Raw genomic sequence first — 18,675 nt, 5'->3', positions numbered from 1 at the left:
TTTTTATTTACCATCACAGATAAGCTTATGAACAGAACCAAACATGCCGATGCTTATCACCGCTTTCGTCATTATTCTCGGGCGGTACTAAGCAGTCCCTCGGTGGCAGAATATCACAAAGAGCGGATTAATACCGCCAAAAAATTAGACGAAAGCGAACCCTTGCAAGGTGCGTTATCAGACTATTTTTTTGACTGTTGGTATGACGTCCCCATGATTCGCCCCGAGTTCATCCAAGAGTTTGAATCTCGCCTTAGCACCCAAGCATGGCAAATCATCAATGACTGCATGTCACGGCAATATTATCTACAAAAAAACAATCTCTTAGCGACACGTTGGAGTGTGATTACCACACCCACCCTTGATGTGCCTAGCCATAAACTGCGTGCCAGCAGTGATGATGCCGCTCATCTTGCCCAAAGTCTGTTAGAGTCTATTTTAACCGCTCACAAAGCCCAAAATTTTGATGAGGTCACTCGCTTAGAAGATGAGTTTTTTGACCACTGTCTTGCCTGTCATGACCTAGTGGCGTTTATGAAAGCATGGTTCAAGCTTGGCAAACATGACTGGGATTTTGACATGCGGTGGGTCGCTTGCCGTACCGAGCTTGAACGACTAACGCAGTGATTTTTATTTTAAGATTTTTTAAATTTTCATTTTTAGACTATTGTTTTATTTTTGTTTTTACCTATGACCGCTAGGGTCTGGTTGTTGGAGACAATATGGCATTAAAAATATTATTGGCAGGTTTTTCAGGCCCGAGTGCTGGGGCATTGACCTTGTTATTACAACGCAACTATCCCGATGTGGAGTATTTGGTATTAGAACGCTGTTTTAGTGATGATTTACGCCTAACCCTGCCCACGCTTGGTAGAAGTGCTGATGATGTCTTTGCTGCCATCGTCAATCTTGATGGTGTGGGCATGTCACTTTTTAACGACCAACACATCAAAAACTTGGTGGATTTTTTGGATTTTCGGGCGTCTTTATTGTTGACACGCAGTAATATCAGACAGTGGCAAAATGCTGACTTTCTGCCCCATGCCACCAGTTTCTTTTTAAGCACGCCTTATACCAAACAAGACATGGAAGCGGTACTCTCCCAGCTTGTCAGTACCGCCACTCGCCTACAAGAAAACCCCGCCGATGCCGCCAAAAACCGCGCCTTAATCCGCACCAAAGCCGTGGGACATCTGGACGACAACGACAACGCCCCAAGCAGCACCACTCAAAGTCGCAGTGAAGATGGCAAGTTCGTCCAAAGCGTGATTAGCACCTATTTTAGTGGTGTTTGCCCCAATAATATCATGTATAAACTCATTGAAATTTTCTCCCAAGAGCATCCCTTTAAAGTGGCGGTCGGCAACCAAACGGTCTATGTCTATCCCAAAAAATCCATCGCCTTGGTACAAAGCCTTGAACGCCTGCTTGACTATTTTTCGGTAGCAGGTAACTGTCAAGTTTTAAAAACCAACATTACCAATACCGCCCTAAGCGACAGCGAGTTTGACAGAGTGCTACAGAATATCAAAAGCCAAGGTTATCGCCGTTATTCATTAAACAGCTTTTTATGGCAAATCTATTCGGTCATCTTGCCTGCTCGCATCAACGTGCCCAGAAACACCCTAAAACTAAAAATCCGCTACATGCCCAACTTCTCAGGCATGAAAGAAGTACCTGAATACGTGCATGCGGTCGTGTCATCATGTTTGGTCGTTCCCAAAAACCTTGACCAACTAGACATGGTATTTGGCGAGTTAACCCAAAAAAACCCATCCATTCTGCATCGCATATTCTTGCTATCCATTCTGTCAGGGTCAGCAGACATTGATGTGCTAAAACGCTCGTTCTATGCCGCAAACCCCTTAGATAAAATCCTAAGTGAAGAAGAGATACAGCTCGTTAGCGAGCCTGAACCTGTGCCTGAGCTTACCCCCAACAAAGGTGTTGCCCAAGCCGCTAAAACCGGATTTTTTAAACGACTGCTTAGCAAACTGTCATTTTAATCACAACACCAATCATGAGACGGAGAGCATAATGAGCATTATTGAGGAAGCCCGTGAACAAACATACAAACTCATCATCGCAGGTCCTGTGGGGGCGGGCAAGACAGCCGCCATTCAGGTGCTGTCCGACAAAGGTGTGGTAACCACCGATGAAGTAGCATCCGATGATGTCAAACTCATGAAAAAAACCACCACAGTCGCCATGGACTATGGGGTCATGATACTAGACAGTGGCGAGCAAGTGCGACTGTACGGCACCCCTGGTCAGCGACGTTTTGACTTCATGTGGGAGATTCTAAGCGAAAATGCTTTGGGGCTTATCCTATTGCTAAACGCCGAAGAGAAAGATCCTGTGGGCGACTTAGATTATTATCTGGATGCTTTCTCACCGCTTATCAAAGGCAGTGCCTTGGTAGTCGGTGTGACCCATGCTGAGAACATGCCTTGGGATTTGCATGACGCACTCTCAGAGCGACTGGTCGAGCGTGGTGTCGCCGCTAACGTGATGGTGGTCGATGCTCGTGACCGTGAAGAGATGCGTCGCATGGTGCGTTCACTCATCTACATGATTTCATCTTAACTTTTATATTCGGTAACCCGTCATGCCAAACGAACGTCAAAATCCTTATCTCGCTCCTACGCCATCTGGTGTCATGCATGCCTTTGCTGATGCCAGTCCCAACGAAAAACAGCAATCCCTGCAAGCACTCGTCTCACAAAGCCACTCCATTCCTACCGAAGAGTGGTTGGACAAATACTCGCACGAATGGCTTGACGAGTTTAATGAAAAAGGCTGGGTACAACGTCTATCGCAAGATTTGCCCGCCCCTAATATGCCACTGGATAAATTTTTGCCTTATGTCGTGGCAAGTCTATCAGGCACACGCAAAGCCGCCATCGGCTCTAACGAAGGCTTTTGCCTAGCTCGCATTGGCTATACCGCTGATGAAGCCGACAGACTGGCAGTGGCAGGGGCGGACTTTTTTGACTTTTTTGTACGGCAACGTGAGCGTGGGCTTGCCATCGCCGAACAAGCCGTGTCGCTCTTTGATGATGTCGCCCTGCTTATGCCTACCACCAGTTTTATGTTTTTATGGATTGATGGTACAGGCTATGTACTTATCCTAGATGGCGAACCTTTGACCAACAACCGAGCTTTGGTTGAGCTGGTTTGGGCGATTAAGACATCAGGGTTGCGGTTTAGTAAGGGTGATGATAAGGTTAATTAACACCAAAGTGGGTTTGTGACGATAAACCTACTTTTATTTTACCAACTATTTTTTAAAAATTTTTATATTTTCATTCCAAAAACTATTGTCATCGCTCTGTAACTACTCTATAATAAAAGTCATCATATTGTTACACAAGGAGTTCGTCATGACGACCATCAGTGCCAAATTTCCCAAACTCATTGGCATGAGCATGCTTTGCTCGCTACTGTTTGCCTGTGGCGGTGATAAACCTGCCAGCCAAAGCGAGACCGCCCAAGCCTCCACGACTGCCGAGAACAAATCGATTGCCATTACTGCCATCGTCGAACACCCTGCATTGGATGCTGTTCGTCAAGGCACGCTTGAAGCCCTAGCCAGCGAAGGCTTTAAAGAAGGCGAGAACCTAACGGTCAATTTCCAATCCGCCCAAGGCAACCCTGCCACCGCAGGACAAATCGCCAAACAGTTCGTGGCGGACAACCCTGACGCCATCATCGCCATCGCCACCCCATCCGCCCAAGCGGTCGTAAATGCCACCACGAGCATTCCTGTGGTATTCTCTGCCGTGACCGAACCTGTGGAAGCCAAACTGGTACCCAAACTAGATGGCTCTGGCACCAACGTAACAGGGGCATCGGACGTACTACCGCTTGGACCGCAGATTGACCTTATCAAAGAGCTGATTCCTAGCGTCAAAAACATCGGGTTCGTGTATAGCCCAGGAGAGGTGAACTCCACCGTGACTTTGCGTAACCTAAAAGCCATCGCCGAACCCCAAGGCATTACCATCGTTGAAGCCCCCGCCCAAAAATCATCAGACATCGCCATGAGCGCCCAAAGTCTGGTTGGCAAAGTGGACGTGATTTATACATCAACCGACAACAACGTCATCAACACCTATGAAGCCCTTGGCAAAGTCGCCAAAGAAGGCAAAATCCCCCTTGTCTCATCTGACCCTAGCGTGGTCGAGCGTGGCTCTTGGCGTGAATTATCATAATCTAGGACTGGAAACAGGTAAAATCACCGCCCGCATCCTAAAAGGCGAAAAAGCAGACGACATCGCCGTGTACAGTGCCAGCGAGCTTGACTTGATGGTCAGCAAGAAAAATGCCAGCGAGCAGGGTTTGAGCGTGCCACAATCCATTTTGGATAAAGCCAAAACAGTGGTAGAATAATGCCTTTTAGATAGGGCGTGCCTGCCTTTTGTATTTGCAATGAAAAATGAGAAAAATCGCACGTTTTTCAAGGAAAAAGTGAAGTTTGATAGTTATTCTATCAAACGAGCTTTTGACTTCGAGCCACAAGATTTAATCATTTTTCATGCAAAAACATTATTTTTATTTTTTATTTCTATAAAATTTCTAAATGGTAAATTGTGTTATAAAGGTTCAGCACGCCCTAGTTATTTATAAATACAAAATGCACGCCAAATCGTGGGCGTGTGTTTTGTTTTGATTGGAGCAGATATGTCATTGATTGCCTTTTTAGGGGCGTTAGAGAGCGGACTGATATATGCCATCATGGCACTTGGGGTGCTCATATCGTTTCGCATTTTGGATTTTCCTGATTTGACCGCCGATGGTAGTTTTCCTTTGGGTGGTGCGGTGGCGGCAGTATCTATCATCGCAGGCTTTAACCCTTGGGTGGCTTGTCTTTTTGGCATGATGGCAGGCATGATGGCAGGAGTTGTTACCGCATGGCTTAACGTCAAGATTGGCATATTACACCTACTGGCAGGTATTTTGGTCATGACCGCTCTGTATTCGGTAAACTTACGCATCATGAACGCCCCCAACCTATCACTACTTGGTGAGCCGACCGTTTTTACCCCATTTATCAGTGGCGATAATGGCATGTGGGTGCGTGTACTGGTCGCAGGGGCGGTTGTGGTTGTGGTCAAACTACTGCTTGACTGGTTTTTTAGCACCGAGACAGGGCTTGCCATGCGTGCCACAGGCTCCAACCTAAAAATGGCACAAGCCCAAGGCATTAACACTTCCTTTACCATCATGCTCGGCATGGCGATTAGCAACGGCTTGATTGCTCTATCTGGGGCGTTATTTGTACAGACGCAAGGCGGGGCGAACATCTCGGTGGGTATCGGTACGATTGTGGTCGGTCTGGCGGCGGTCATCATCGGCGAGACCGTGCTAAGTGCCAAAAAAATCTTTCTTATCACGCTCTCGGTGGTCATCGGTGCCGTGCTGTACAAGCTGTTTATCCAAATCGCCCTATCTAGTCAAACCCTACGCAGTATCGGCTTTGGACCGCAGGACTTGAACCTAGTAACCGCCCTGCTCGTGGCGATTGCTCTGATTTTACCCAAATTTCGCTCAAAAGCCCTAAGTGCGTTTGGCATGGGCAAAAAGTCTGCCAAAACAGGGGGTGTCTCATGATGATAGCAACCGACTTACGCCTGACCTTTAATGCTGGCACACCCATCGAAAACCCCGCCTTGCGTGGACTGTCTTTACACATCAACGATGGCGAGTTTGTGACTGTCATCGGCACCAACGGGGCAGGCAAATCCACTTTTCTAAACACAGTAAGCGGTGCCTTACGCCCCAACACTGGCTCGATTGTGATAAATGGCACGGACGTTACCAAAAAGCCTACGCACAAACGCAGTCACTGGGTCGCCCGTGTGTTCCAAGACCCGATGGCAGGCACTTGTGAAGCCTTAACCATCGAAGAGAACATGGCTCTCGCCTTTAAACGTGGGGGTGTGCGTGGCTTACTCCCTGCCCTAAACAGCAAAAATCGTGAGCTGTTTCGTGACAAACTTGCCATCTTGAACCTAGGGCTAGAAAACCGCCTAACCGACCGCATGGGACTGCTCTCAGGCGGACAACGCCAAGCGGTCAGCCTACTGATGGCAAGCCTACAACCATCAAAAATCCTACTCCTAGACGAACACACCGCCGCCCTTGACCCCAAAACCGCCAGTTTCGTCCTAGAACTCACCGACAAAATCGTGAATGAAGGTCGGCTAACCACACTCATGGTCACGCACTCAATGGCTCAGGCATTAGCCCACGGCACACGCACCGTCATGCTTCATCAAGGGCAAGTGGTGCTTGATGTCTCAGGCGATGAACGCCGCGGTATGAATGTTCAAGACCTGCTAGATATGTTTGAAAAAACTCGTGGCGAGAAAGTGGCGGATGACAGTTTGATATTAGGCTAAGGGTTTTTGTTATATAACCAACAAACCTTAAAACAACACCAATCATCACCATCCACCGAATCACTACTTATATGGCTTATTCACTAGAAATCAGACAAAAATCCTTGGCTTATGATGACAAATGCAAGAACATTGACCTTGTTATAGAAGCTTTTGGTGTATCAAGACACACCGTGTTTCGTTGGAGACGACAACTTAAAGAAACAGGCAATTTGTCTTGTAAAAAACCCACCAACAGACCCAGAAAATTTGACAGAAAAGAGCTTCTTGCTTACGTAGAAGCAAATCCTGACAAATACCTACGTGAAATTGGTGAAGTATTTGGGTGTGGTGATATGGCAATCCATAAAGCACTCAAAGCAATGAACATTACTCTTAAAAAAAAGACCACAACTTATAAAGAGCAAGACCCAAACAAAGTCAAAGACTTCCAAGACAAATTAACACAACTACAAGCTACGTCCAAACAAGGTTACGAGCTTGTCTATATAGATGAGACAGGCATTGATACTTACTTGCACCGTACTCATGCAAGAAGCCTAAAAGGTCAAAGAGCCTATGATAAAGTCAGTGGCAGACGCTATCAACGAGTCTCCTTAGTGGCAGGACAAATAGGGGGCAAAGCCAAAAACCTGATTGCTCCACTCATCTACAACAATACAATGACAAGTGCTTTGTTTGAAACGTGGTTTGAACAAATGCTACTGCCTTGTCTTAACAATCACACCAAACAAACAGGCAAGCCTTGTATCATCATCTTAGACAATGCAAGATTTCACAGAATGAAACACTTGCAAGCGCTTATCAATAACATACCATACAAACACATCATCTTACCATTACCACCTTACTCACCCAAGCTAAACCCAATAGAGCAAACTTGGGCAACGATTAAGAGATGACTTAGAAGTCATTTGTCAGAGTTTGATACAATCGAAGAAGGTTTGAAGTGTTATTTTGGGGTTTGGTGGGTGTAACAAAGGATTTAAAGGTTAAACGGCTTTTAAATCCTTTTTTATTTTTAGAAAAATCAACACACCCATTTTAAAAGCCAAAACAACATCTTTTGTCAAAAAATTCCCCCATTGGACTCAGATAGTGGTAAAATTAGCATTTTTTTAATGAAAACAGAGTAAGACCATGAATCAAAACATTGCACGACTTTTGGTAACTTGTGCCGACCAAGCAGGCATTGTCCAAGCGGTATCAGGCTTCTTATATCATCACGGGGCAAACATCATCTCGCTTGACCAACACACGACCGAAGCCTATGGCGGTAGATACTTCATGCGAGTAGAATTTCATGTAGAAGATTTGGCAGACAAAAAACAAACTCTGCTTGATACCTTTGCCAAAAATGTCGCTGACAAATACCAAATGAGCTGGCGATTGTCTTGCAATTTTGATGTCAAAAAAGTGGGGATTTTGGTGTCCAAAGAAGACCATGCCTTGTTAGAATTACTGTGGCGTTATAGTCGTGGGGCATTGCCTTGTCAGATTACCAAAGTCGTCTCCAACCACGAAGATTTGCGTGCTGATGTTGAGAGCTTTGGCATTCCTTTTGTGCATATTCCCGTCGGTAAAGACAACAAAGACGAAGCCTACGATAAAATCGATGAAGTCATGCAGGGCAATGATTTACTGGTACTGGCTCGTTATATGCAGATTCTTACGCCAAGTTTTGTTGATAAGTGGGAGAGCAAAGTCATTAACATTCATCACTCATTTTTGCCTGCCTTTGTGGGAGCCAATCCCTACAAACAAGCCTTTGATAAAGGGGTCAAACTCATCGGGGCAACCGCTCACTATGTCACAAGCGAGCTTGATGAAGGCCCTATCATCGAGCAAGGCGTGGAGCGTGTCAGTCATGCTTTTGATGTGGCAGAGCTACGAGAGCTTGGGCGAGACATTGAACGTGAAGTGCTGGCTCGTGCGGTCAGGTGGCATTTAGAAGACCGTATTATCTTAGATGGTAATAAAACCGTGGTCTTTGACTGATTTTTGTTTCATCAAAAAACCGAACCATTTATCATGGCTCGGTTTTTGCCTGCTTAGCATTTTTGGGCAAAGATTAACGAGTGCGTGGGCAAACTTCGTTATCAGCAAAGAAATAAGCAATCTCACGCTCAGCAGATGTGGTGCTGTCAGAACCGTGAGCGGCGTTCTCATCAATACTGGTAGCAAAGTCAGCACGGATGGTGCCAGCTGCTGCTTCTTTTGGGTTGGTCGCACCTAGGATGTCACGGTGAGCAAGTACCGCATTTTCGCCTTCTAGTACAGACACAACAACAGGACCTGAGGTCATGAATGCCACTAGGTCAGGAAAAAAACCACGCTCTTTATGCTCAGCATAAAAACCTTCGGCTTCTTCTTTTGATAGATGTTTCATCTTGGTGGCAATGATTTTTAGACCATTTTTTTCAAAGCGAGAGAAAATCTCACCGATGTGGTTGGCACCCACTGCGTCTGGTTTTACGATAGAAAGTGTGCGTTCAATAGCCATGATATTTCCTTAAAATAAATGGATGAATAATTTCATAATTTTGCCGTTTTGTCGGTCAAAATCTTTTTTATTATAACCAAGTTTTGATAAAAATCCTAGGGGATAACGATAAATTTTAGCAAAAAATAAAGCATGACAAACCCGCCATGCTTTATTTTTCTTTACCCACTTTTACTTTATACTATTCCACCACTGTCTTTTTGTCTTTGGCTTCAAACATTAAGGTCGCCGCTTCAATGACAAACGCTTCACTCTCGGGCAGTTGGGGGCGTTCGTTTTCTTTCATCAAACTACGCTCTTCGGCTAGGGCATCCATACTCGCCTGATACATTGACCAGTCGGTAAATGGAGTCTCGCCTGTGGCTTGACGACGGGCGTTTTCGGCAGCCAAGGTTTTTTGCTCAATAAGGTCACGCTTGGCACGGCGTTTGTCAATGTCCACATCGGCAGGCTTTTTGTCATCATCCATGGCACGAATGTCATTGAGTGCTGTCAAATATTTAAACTGTGGATTGCTCTCTTGGCGTGCCTTTGATGATGCAATGAGCGATACCATCAAATCCTTGGCGTATTTGCCATGTGCCATGAATGGCGTGGTTTTGATGGTATCCCACTCCAAGGGGTTTTTATACTCACGCTCACCAAACTCAACCCCTTCATAGATGTTCACCAGTGGCACATCAGGCACCACGCCCTTGTTTTGGGTGCTACCACCTGTGATACGATAAAATTTACGCTGTGTGAGCGTCATTGACCCAAGTGCCAAATCATCACGCTGTACCTGTGCCGAGCCTTTGCCCGTGGTTGTACTGCCCACCACCAGTCCACGCCCATAGTCTTGAATCGCCGCTGAGAAAATCTCTGACGCAGATGCCGAGCCTAGATTGATAAGCACCACCATCTCGCCTGCATAGAGCTGTTTGCCACCGTCTTTATCGGCAAATACCTGCACGTTGCCTTTATTGTCACGGATTTGCACCAAAGGACCTTCTTTGATAAATAGCCCCAGCATTTTGGCAACTTCATCTAACGAACCACCAGGGTTATTGCGTAAATCCACCACCATGCCATCAATGTTTTGCTCATTTAACGCCTTGATGGCTTTTTCGGTGTCAAGGCTGACAGAACGGTACTCATCCGCCTCTGCCCCACTACGACGTGCGGCAAAGTTAAGGTAAAAACTGGGTATTTCTAACACGCCCACACGCTTGATGCCACCATCATAAGGCACTTCAATCACACGGTGATGCACGCCTGAATCTTCTTGTTTGATGACGTCACGCACGATGGTGACCGTACGAGCCGAACTGTCGGGCGTGTTGGGTTGTTTGACACGAATGGTAACAGACGTACCTTTTGCTCCCCGAATGAGTGCCACTATCTCACGGGTGCTAAATCCGACCGTATCCACCATACTCTCGCCATCTTGGGCAACCCCCAAAATCAGGTCATTGGCTTGGATTTGCCCTGTTTTTTGGGCAGGACCACCGTCCACTAGGCTCACAATACGGATATAATCAGGGTTCTTGCGGTCAGGGCGAATGGATACGCCAATGCCTTCTAATTGCAAATTTGACTGGATTTGCATTTCATTGGCCTGGACAGGAGCAAAATAGTTGCTGTGTGGGTCGTAAGTCAAGGTCGCCGCATTTAAAATCGTTTCCATGATTTCATCATTTTTTAGGCGGGCAAGCTGTTCTTGCTGACGATTTAGGCGGTTTAACAAAATCTCGGTGGGCGTACGCTCATCGCCACGCACCAAATCCTGTCCCCGAGCCAGCTCAGGATTATCCAAAAATGCCTTATCCTTTGCCTTGTCATCTTCTTGACCAAGAGTCAGTCCGATGAGTGCATAGGTGGTCTGCGTTTGCCAAAACTCTCGCTGCTCATCAACGCTCTTAAAACGTGGGGCTTCTTCACGGTCTAGTACGATGGTTTTATCGGTGTTTAGATTGACATCGGTTTTTAAAAACTCTTTGGCAAAATCATAATACTCATTGGAGCGTGTGCGATAACGCTCAAACACTTCAATCCCTGCCGACAAGTCGCCACGTTTTAGGCGTTCGGCGAAATTATCGGCATATTTGGCATTTAACTCATCGATGTCCGACTGTAAAAAAAGCGTGCGTGATGGGTCAAGCTGGTCATAGTACATGGTCAAGATTTTTGCCCCCATTTCCTGGTTTAGGGGCTGGTCTAGATAATGGGCTTTGTCCAATAATAACGACACTTGACGGGCGGTGACTTTTTGTTCGGCAGTCGGCTCAAAACCGACTTTATCCTGTGCCATCGCCACGCCCACATAACTTTGGGCAAACAAACCGCCTGCGATGACTGTTGCTACCCCTGATAAAAAAAGTTGTTTTTTTGACATCATAGTACTTCCAAACTCGGTTGTCACAACTGACAAATTAAAAGTGACTTATCATAACATATCTTTCTTTCATCCGCCTAAATTTATGATGAATTTTAGTAAAATTTGTACAATTTATGGCATAATAAGCCTTTTAAATTCTTATGGGATAATTTATGGCAACTGGTATTATCATGGCGGACGTGGACGGCTTGACACTCACCGATGACGATAAGACGTTTTTGGCAAATGATGCCTTGGGTGGGGTGATTTTATTTAAACGCAATGTACAAGACCCCGCCCAAGTGCGAGCCTTGACCGACAGCATGCGAGCGGTCAATCCACGCCTTATCATCAGTGCCGACCAAGAAGGCGGACGGGTGGCACGATTTAGAGACGGTTTTACACCCTTACCTGCCATGGGGCGATTGGGGAAGATCTATGATGATAACCCCGAGCTTGCTCTATCGCTTGCTTATGATACAGGGTATCTCATGGCGTGTGAAGTGTTGGCGGTGGGTGTGGACATTAGCTTTGCCCCTGTACTAGACATCAATGGGTGTAGCCTTGTCATTGGCGACCGTGCCTTTCATGCCGACCCGCAAGTCGTTACCGCCTTATCATCACGCTTTATAGATGGCATGAATGATGCAGGCATGAAAGCCACGGGCAAACACTTCCCTGGTCATGGCTCTATCGCCCCTGACTCGCACGTATCCGATGCGGTGGATAACCGCTCGCTTGATGAGATTTGGGGGTGTGATTTAATCAGTTTTAAAAATAACTTAGCCAAACTGTCCGCCCTTATGCCTGCCCATGTCATTTTTAGTCAAATTGATGACAAACCAGCAGGTTTTTCAAAAGTGTGGTTACAGGAGATTTTACGGGATAAAATGGGTTATGATGGCGTGCTGTTCTCGGACGATTTATCCATGAAAGCCGCCCATGTAGCAGGGGACGTCACCGCTCGGGTCAAATCCGCCATAGACGCAGGGTGCGACATGGCACTCGTTTGCAATAGCCGTGATGATGCTGTCCTTGCGGTAGAATTTGCCAAAGGTATGCCTGATGTGCCAAACCGTTTTGGCAAGATGAAAAGCGTGATACCTACTTGGCAAGGCGACTTAACTACGACTTGTCAAGCATTCGCCCATTATAATACCGCAAGAGATAATGTGCTTGGGGAATTTTTTAATGATGTTGGCAGACAAGATGAGAGAGACCCGACGAAATACATCTAACACAAACTGCTGTTATTACAGCATCTAAGGTAAAATATATAGGTTTAACCATCAAAGAGAGCATTGAAAATAGTTTGTTTTAATTGGGGCGTGCTTACCATTGATAACATTCTTATAAAATAAGATGAAACTTGAAAATTTCAATCAATTTTTGCATGAAAGATGGGCGATTTTTCTCATTTTTCATTGCAAATGCCAAAGGCAGGCACGTGCCAACAACGCTAAAATATTGATAAACAGCCCTAAATCGTCTGTAAAATCTTAGCCAATTTCTGTCTTGGCTCATCAGCTTGGGTAATAGAACGCCCAATCACCAAATAATCCGAACCATTATCCAAGGCTTCTTTGGGCGTACAAATGCGTTTTTGGTCGTCCTTATCATCATCGGGCAGACGAATACCAGGGGTAATGAGTTTAAACGCCTGCCTAAATTTAGATTTTAAAAGCGACGCTTCTTTGGCAGAGCAGACCACCCCATCAAGCCCCGCACGATGAGTCAGACCCGCCAGTCGCATGACATGCTCATCTAGCGTGCCTTGCACCCCCAGCTCACCGAGTACATCTTGTGTCATTGATGTTAGTACCGTCACTGCGATGAGCAGGGTATCATAACCACCGTCATTTAGGCGTGCCTTACACAGTGCCATCGCATCGGAGCCGATGGATGCATGCACATTCACCATCCACACACCCATGTCAGCCGCCGCCAAGACCGCCTGAGCTGTGGTATTGGGAATGTCATGGAATTTTAAATCCAAAAAAACTTGAAATCCACGCTTATGAAACGCATCCACCACCTCTCTGCCACAGGCAGTAAACAGCTCTTTACCCACCTTTAAACGACATAGACTCGGATCTAAGCTGTCCGCAAGTGCCAAAGCTGATGGTAAATCATGCTTGTCCACCGCAACGATGATGGGAGATGTGATTGGGGAGCGTGTATTTATTTGCATGGTTCTTTGTCTTAAAAGTAATGATTATAAAGGACGAGTATCAGACAGGGAGCGAGTGTCAGATTCTATGGTCGTGATGGTCTGCTCAGGGACGGTAACTTTGGTTTCATCCGCCAAGATATGCGACTGGCGAGAATGCTCAATCACAACATTAGCTTCATCCAATTTGGTTTGCAAATCTGCCTTTTCTTTACGCAAACGGCGGATTTCCAATTTGTTTTGTAACACCCTAAATAGTAGCACCGACAACAAGATACCAATGAAGACACCCAAAGCAATGGTTAGGACAAGCAATAACCCCAAATTCGTGGTTGGCACCTGTGAGAACAGCAGATTAACCGCAATCTCGCTGTTATTGGCAAGTACCAAGGCAATGGCATAGCCAAAAAACAGCACCAATAAAATAATGATAAATAAAGACATAAGATACCTTATCTGTTATGAATATCTACAAGCTCACGCAACGCCTTACCTGGCTTAAAGTGTGGCACGGCTTTGGCTTCGACATCCACATACTCGCCCGTTCTGGGGTTGCGAGCTCTGCGGGCATCACGATGATGCAAACAAAAACTGCCAAAGCCACGAACTTCTACTCGCTCGTCTTTGGCAATGCTGTACGTCATCATGTCCAAAATCTCACGCACTGCCTCATCAACTGCCATCTCTTCTAAATTATCACATTTAGATGCCACGTTTGTAATCAAATCTGACTTTTTCGTCACATCTTCGCTGTTATGGCTAAACTTGTTCTCTTGCTTGATTTCTTGCATTTTTTCACCTTTTGAACCACACCTTACTCAAATTCACAACAAAATTACCAATGAGCAAGGTTCAAGTTAAAGTGTCATCATACCGCAATTTTGCCAAAAATAAAATCAATTTTTTGTTAATTTTCAGATATTTAATCCAAAAAAAGACCTTGAATCACTTCAAGGTCTTCTGATAAATAAGCGATTAGCCTTTTAGTTGGTCGGCAAAGATGTCGCCCAAAGTTTTTGGCTGATTTTCAGTGGCTGCATTTGACAGCTCTTTTAGTGCTTGACGCTCATCGGCTTCGTCTTTAGCTTTAATAGACAAAGTAATGCTTCGAGCTTTGCGGTCGGCACGAACAATTTTAGCTTCTACTTCGTCGCCCACGCTTAGCACTTTTGATGCGTCTTCGGTACGCTCACGAGCGACGTCGGCAGCGGCCAGGTAGCCTTCTACGTCATCCGCTAGGGTAATAACTGCACCTTTAGCATCTACTTCTTTAACTGTACCTTTAACGATGGCACCACGCTCATTGGCAGATAGGTACTCGTTAAATGTGTCAGAGTTAAGCTGTTTGATACCTAGGCTGATACGGTTACCTTCGGCATCCACTTGTAGCACTTGGGCTTCTACGGTGTCGCCTTTGGTGTAGCTACGGATCGCTTCTTCGCCAGACTCATTCCAAGAAATGTCAGACAAGTGAACCAAACCATCAATACCACCTTCTAGACCAATGAAAAGACCAAAGTCAGTGATTGATTTGATGGTGCCAGTGATTTTGTCGCCTTTTGAGTATTTCTTATCAAACTCTTCCCATGGGTTTGGCATGGTTTGCTTAATACCTAGGCTGATGCGACGACGCTCACCATCGATTTCAAGAACCATCACATTCACTTCATCGCCCACTTGGACAACTTTTGATGGGTGAATGTTTTTGTTGGTGTGGTCCATTTCAGAAACGTGTACCAAACCTTCAATACCTTCGGCAATCTCAGCAAAACAGCCATAATCAGTTAAGTTAGTTACACGAGCTTTGGTGATGGTGCCAACTGGGTAAGTTTGTTCAACTTCGCCCCATGGGTCAGACCCAAGCTGTTTTAGACCTAGGCTAACACGGTTACGCTCACGGTCGAACTTCAATACTTTAACTTTAAGCTCTTGACCCACTTCTACTGCTTCTGATGGGTGCTTGATACGCTTCCACGCCATGTCGGTGATGTGTAGCAGACCGTCGATACCACCTAGGTCAACAAACGCACCGTAATCAGTTAAGTTCTTAACGATACCTTGAACTTCCATGCCTTCTTCTAGTTTGGCAAGCAGTTCATCACGCTCAGCACTATTTTCAGCTTCCATAACGGCACGGCGAGATACCACGATGTTGTTACGAACTTTGTCAATCTTGATGACTTTAAATTCTAGCTCTTTGCCTTCTAGGTGAGTGGTCTCACGGATAGGACGTACATCCACCAATGAACCTGGTAGGAACGCACGCACAGAACCAATCTCAACAGTAAAGCCACCTTTAACCTTAGATGAGATAAGACCAGTAACAATTTCGTCATTCTCATGAAGTTGTTCAAGTGCACGCCAGCTTTCTTCACGTTTTGCTTTTTCACGAGAAAGCACTGTTTGACCCATGCCGTTATCAACTTTTTCGATAACCACATCCACAGTGTCACCAACAGCAACTTCAAGCTCGCCCGCTTCGTTTAAAAACTCGCCACGCTCGATGATGCCTTCTGATTTTAGACCTGTGTCCACGGTAATCCAGTCGTTGTCAATCGCAACCACTTGACCTTGGATAACTGCACCAATTTCAACTTTTACTTCGTTTGCATTGCTTTGTTCAAACAGTTCAGCAAATGATACCATTATGTATACCTTAAAAATAGCCGTAGCCTGTCCAGTCAGTACGGTTCAGATGATTGCCAGTCGTTTGCGATACTGGTTTTGGCAAATGATAGGCAAATAAAAAATAAAACGGTAATATTATAGCAAAGTTTTTGGGTAAATGCACATCTTTTTTGATGATTTATAATTTGCCCTGTGCAAACGTCAAAATCTCATCAAACACCGCATCTGCCGATTTTTCCGAGCTGTCAATGACGAGGGCATCCACAGCAGGGCGACTTGGGGCAACGGCACGGTTTTCATCTCGCTCATCTCGCTCGATGATGTCGGATAAAATCGCATCATAATCCGCCACTTTGCCTGCCATTTGTAGTTGTAGCACTCGTCTGTCGGCACGAGCCTTGGCACTTGCGGTCAAAAATACCTTGACAGGAGCATCGGGGAAAATCACCGTCCCCATGTCTCGCCCGTCCGCCACAAGTCCTGCTCTGTCTTTTGCCATGTTTTTTTGTAGGTCAAACAAAGCTGTTCGCACGCTTGGCAACACAGCGACACGGGACGCATATCCGCCCACGATTTCGTTGCGAATGTCGTCCGTTAGGGGGGTGTTATCCACTAGGATTTCCACCGTTTTTGTGGCGGTATTGGGGCGAAAAGATAGGTGTAAAGACTGGATTAATTTGGCAACTTTTTGCTCGTCAATTTCTATGCTATTAAGCAAACCGTTTTTAAATGCCATTAGTCCAACAATGCGATACAACGCACCGCTATCTAATAGCTCAAAACCAAAATGCTCAGCAAGGCGATATGCTACCGTGCCCTTACCTGCCCCTGAAGGGCCGTCAATGGTGATGATTTTTGGGGTAATGGATTTTGGGGTTGTCATGGGGTTCTCGTTTTATAAAATAAATTGGAATTGGGTGCTAATTGCGTTTTATCATAGAGCGAATGTAATTCGCCCCTATAAAAACATAATTATAATAAATTTTTTGTTAAATAAACTTCCTGCAAAACCCTAAATTAAAGAAAACCGTTCGTGGTGAGCTTGGGAAACCTAACGGTTTTCCGCCACCCTTCGACAGGCTCAGGGCGAACGGAAAACCAGTTTTGCAGGAAGTCCAATAATAGTTTTTTAAAATATCATAATAAATTTATGATTAAAAATCACATCTTTGGCGAATAAATTATTTATAAAATTTTATGTTTTTCATAAATTAAAATTTCATAAAAATAGAATTAAAAATCAATGCTCGCCATTTAACCGATTTTCAATTTTCGCCTTTTTCTTATCGGCTCGTCTTTGTTTAAAAAATTGGCTCAACATTATTGAACTTTCATTTGCCAACAGTCCGCCTTGAATATTGATGACATGATTATAAAACGACTCTTTGGCGAGGGTTAATTGGCTTGTCACCGCCCCTGCCTTTGGTTCATACGCCCCAAACACCACACGGCTGACACGGGCATGAATGAGCGAACCAAAACACATGGTACACGGCTCTAACGTAACATACAGCGTACTACCCATCGGCAAGCGGTAATTTTGCACCCGCTCACACGCTTGACGCAAGGCGACAATCTCGGCATGGTGCGTGGGGTCGTGCGTGCTAATCGGGCAATTAAAGCCTTCGCCCAAAATCTGTCCGTCATGCACCACCACCGCCCCCACAGGTATCTCGCCACGCTCCGCCCCACGTCTGGCAAGGGTTAGGGCGTGGTTCATCATGGCGACATCGGTAGGCAACCAAAATGTTAAGGAACTAAAATTTGGCAAATCACACGCCATTTTAGGCACAATTTCACGATACGCCATTACTGTGGTAACGCCCAATCAATCGCCCCTTTGCCATGTCTTATGAGATAATCATTGGTCTGCGAAAACGGACGAGAACCAAAAAATCCGCCACGGTTCGCCGATAAAGGGGATGGATGATTGGCGGTTAAAATCAAATGGCGAGACGTGTCAATAAACCGCCCTTTTTTCTTGGCATAACTGCCCCACAGAATAAAAACCGTGCGGTCGGTTTGGCGGTTAATAACGTCTATCACAGTGTCCGTAAATTCTTCCCAGCCTTTGCCTTGGTGCGAGCCTGCTTGTCCATTTTCTACCGTCAATGTGGCGTTAAGCAGTAGCACGCCTTGATTTGCCCAATGGGTCAAATCGCCATGAGCCGAGACAGGAATGCCCAAATCAGTCGCCAGTTCCTTTAAAATATTGGCAAGACTTGGCGGTTTGGGAATGATTTTTGGCACGCTAAACGACAGCCCCATGGCTTGCCCTGCCCCATGATAAGGGTCTTGCCCGAGTATCACAACCTTGACCGCTGATAAGGGCGTGGTATTTAGAGCATTAAAAATTTGTGATTTTGGCGGATAAATCGTTTTGGTGTCATATTCATTTTGCAAAAAAGCGCGCAAATTATCCATAACAGGCGATAATAATATATTCGCTAAAGCAAATTTCCAATCATCAGGTAATTGTACTTTGTTTAAGGCGGTTAATTGGTCTTGGGTAAGATTGGTATTCATATTTTTATGTTGATAAATTAAAAATGGGTATTGATAATTTATTTTTTGAAAATAAAATTTAAAAACCTGTATTGGTTTGATTAAATTT

17 protein-coding genes and 2 pseudogenes are annotated in these 18,675 nt (G+C 45.3%); 10 read left to right on the top strand and 9 right to left on the bottom strand.

What is annotated here, in order from left to right; all coding sequences use genetic code 11:
• Positions 1-27: 27 nt before the first annotated feature.
• The 9 genes and pseudogenes from LP107_RS05755 to purU all read left to right on the top strand — a co-directional run bounded on the left by LP107_RS05755 (position 28) and on the right by purU (position 8,402).
• Complete coding sequence (locus LP107_RS05755; protein WP_115370065.1) at positions 28-627, top strand: hypothetical protein; 600 nt, start codon at positions 28-30, stop codon at positions 625-627.
• A 95-nt stretch (positions 628-722) separates the two neighbouring features.
• Positions 723-2,006: a hypothetical protein gene (locus LP107_RS05750; RefSeq protein ID WP_112742363.1), complete on the top strand. Its 1,284-nt coding sequence runs from the start codon at positions 723-725 to the stop codon at positions 2,004-2,006.
• A gap of 31 nt (positions 2,007-2,037) precedes the next feature.
• Positions 2,038-2,586 carry a GTP-binding protein gene (locus tag LP107_RS05745; protein WP_078275352.1) on the top strand — a complete coding sequence of 183 codons (549 nt, stop codon included), beginning with the start codon at positions 2,038-2,040 and terminating at the stop codon, positions 2,584-2,586.
• Positions 2,587-2,608: 22 nt separating this feature from the next.
• Positions 2,609-3,235 carry a hypothetical protein gene (locus tag LP107_RS05740; RefSeq protein WP_112742364.1) on the top strand — a complete coding sequence of 209 codons (627 nt, stop codon included), beginning with the start codon at positions 2,609-2,611 and terminating at the stop codon, positions 3,233-3,235.
• Between the two features lie 187 nt (positions 3,236-3,422).
• Positions 3,423-4,392, top strand: a pseudogene (locus LP107_RS05735) (ABC transporter substrate-binding protein).
• A gap of 291 nt (positions 4,393-4,683) precedes the next feature.
• Positions 4,684-5,613, top strand: a complete 930-nt coding sequence (locus LP107_RS05730) for an ABC transporter permease (protein ID WP_078275354.1) — start codon at positions 4,684-4,686, stop codon at positions 5,611-5,613.
• The gene (locus LP107_RS05725) at positions 5,610-6,404 is read left to right on the top strand and encodes an ABC transporter ATP-binding protein (RefSeq protein WP_115370067.1); all 795 of its coding nucleotides are present in this window, start codon (positions 5,610-5,612) and stop codon (positions 6,402-6,404) included. The genes LP107_RS05730 and LP107_RS05725 overlap by 4 nt, the downstream gene beginning before the upstream one ends.
• Positions 6,405-6,475: 71 nt before the next feature.
• A pseudogene (locus LP107_RS05720) lies at positions 6,476-7,303 on the top strand (IS630 family transposase); the annotation flags it as partial.
• A 241-nt stretch (positions 7,304-7,544) separates the two neighbouring features.
• Complete coding sequence (gene purU, locus LP107_RS05715; RefSeq protein ID WP_078274599.1) at positions 7,545-8,402, top strand: formyltetrahydrofolate deformylase; 858 nt, start codon at positions 7,545-7,547, stop codon at positions 8,400-8,402.
• Between the two features lie 73 nt (positions 8,403-8,475).
• On the opposite strand, the gene ndk is transcribed toward purU, so the two are convergent.
• A complete protein-coding gene (gene ndk, locus LP107_RS05710; protein WP_078274598.1) occupies positions 8,476-8,907 on the bottom strand; it encodes a nucleoside-diphosphate kinase in 432 nt (143 codons plus the stop codon).
• Between the two features lie 181 nt (positions 8,908-9,088).
• A complete protein-coding gene (locus tag LP107_RS05705) occupies positions 9,089-11,281 on the bottom strand; it encodes a carboxy terminal-processing peptidase (RefSeq protein WP_078274607.1) in 2,193 nt (730 codons plus the stop codon).
• Positions 11,282-11,436: 155 nt separating this feature from the next.
• On the opposite strand from LP107_RS05705, the gene nagZ reads away from it, so the two are divergent.
• The gene (gene nagZ / locus LP107_RS05700) at positions 11,437-12,501 is read left to right on the top strand and encodes a beta-N-acetylhexosaminidase (protein WP_078274597.1); all 1,065 of its coding nucleotides are present in this window, start codon (positions 11,437-11,439) and stop codon (positions 12,499-12,501) included.
• Positions 12,502-12,743: 242 nt separating this feature from the next.
• Here nagZ and pyrF read toward each other — a convergent pair whose 3' ends face one another.
• The 7 genes from pyrF to ung all read right to left on the bottom strand — a co-directional run bounded on the left by pyrF (position 12,744) and on the right by ung (position 18,587).
• On the bottom strand, positions 12,744-13,454 hold the full coding sequence (gene pyrF / locus LP107_RS05695) for an orotidine-5'-phosphate decarboxylase (RefSeq protein WP_078274596.1): 711 nt from the start codon (positions 13,452-13,454) through the stop codon (positions 12,744-12,746).
• 24 nt (positions 13,455-13,478) lie between these two features.
• A complete protein-coding gene (locus tag LP107_RS05690; RefSeq protein WP_078274595.1) occupies positions 13,479-13,877 on the bottom strand; it encodes a lipopolysaccharide assembly protein LapA domain-containing protein in 399 nt (132 codons plus the stop codon).
• Positions 13,878-13,885: 8 nt separating this feature from the next.
• Positions 13,886-14,224 carry an integration host factor subunit beta gene (locus LP107_RS05685; protein ID WP_078274594.1) on the bottom strand — a complete coding sequence of 113 codons (339 nt, stop codon included), beginning with the start codon at positions 14,222-14,224 and terminating at the stop codon, positions 13,886-13,888.
• Positions 14,225-14,408: 184 nt separating this feature from the next.
• Positions 14,409-16,082: a 30S ribosomal protein S1 gene (rpsA, locus tag LP107_RS05680; RefSeq protein WP_112742371.1), complete on the bottom strand. Its 1,674-nt coding sequence runs from the start codon at positions 16,080-16,082 to the stop codon at positions 14,409-14,411.
• Between the two features lie 157 nt (positions 16,083-16,239).
• Complete coding sequence (gene cmk, locus LP107_RS05675) at positions 16,240-16,944, bottom strand: (d)CMP kinase (RefSeq protein WP_078274592.1); 705 nt, start codon at positions 16,942-16,944, stop codon at positions 16,240-16,242.
• A 357-nt stretch (positions 16,945-17,301) separates the two neighbouring features.
• Positions 17,302-17,889: a tRNA adenosine(34) deaminase TadA gene (gene tadA, locus LP107_RS05670; protein WP_420832147.1), complete on the bottom strand. Its 588-nt coding sequence runs from the start codon at positions 17,887-17,889 to the stop codon at positions 17,302-17,304.
• Entirely contained in the window at positions 17,871-18,587 is a 717-nt protein-coding gene (gene ung / locus LP107_RS05665; RefSeq protein ID WP_078274591.1) for a uracil-DNA glycosylase, read from the bottom strand. The genes tadA and ung overlap by 19 nt, the downstream gene beginning before the upstream one ends.
• Positions 18,588-18,675: the final 88 nt, after the last annotated feature.

The organism is Moraxella bovis (assembly GCF_025985205.1).
GTDB classification, from domain to species: Bacteria; Pseudomonadota; Gammaproteobacteria; order Pseudomonadales; family Moraxellaceae; genus Moraxella; species Moraxella bovis.
Note: the sequence above shows the minus strand (reverse complement) of the source record. Positions and strands in the feature narration are given on the sequence as shown.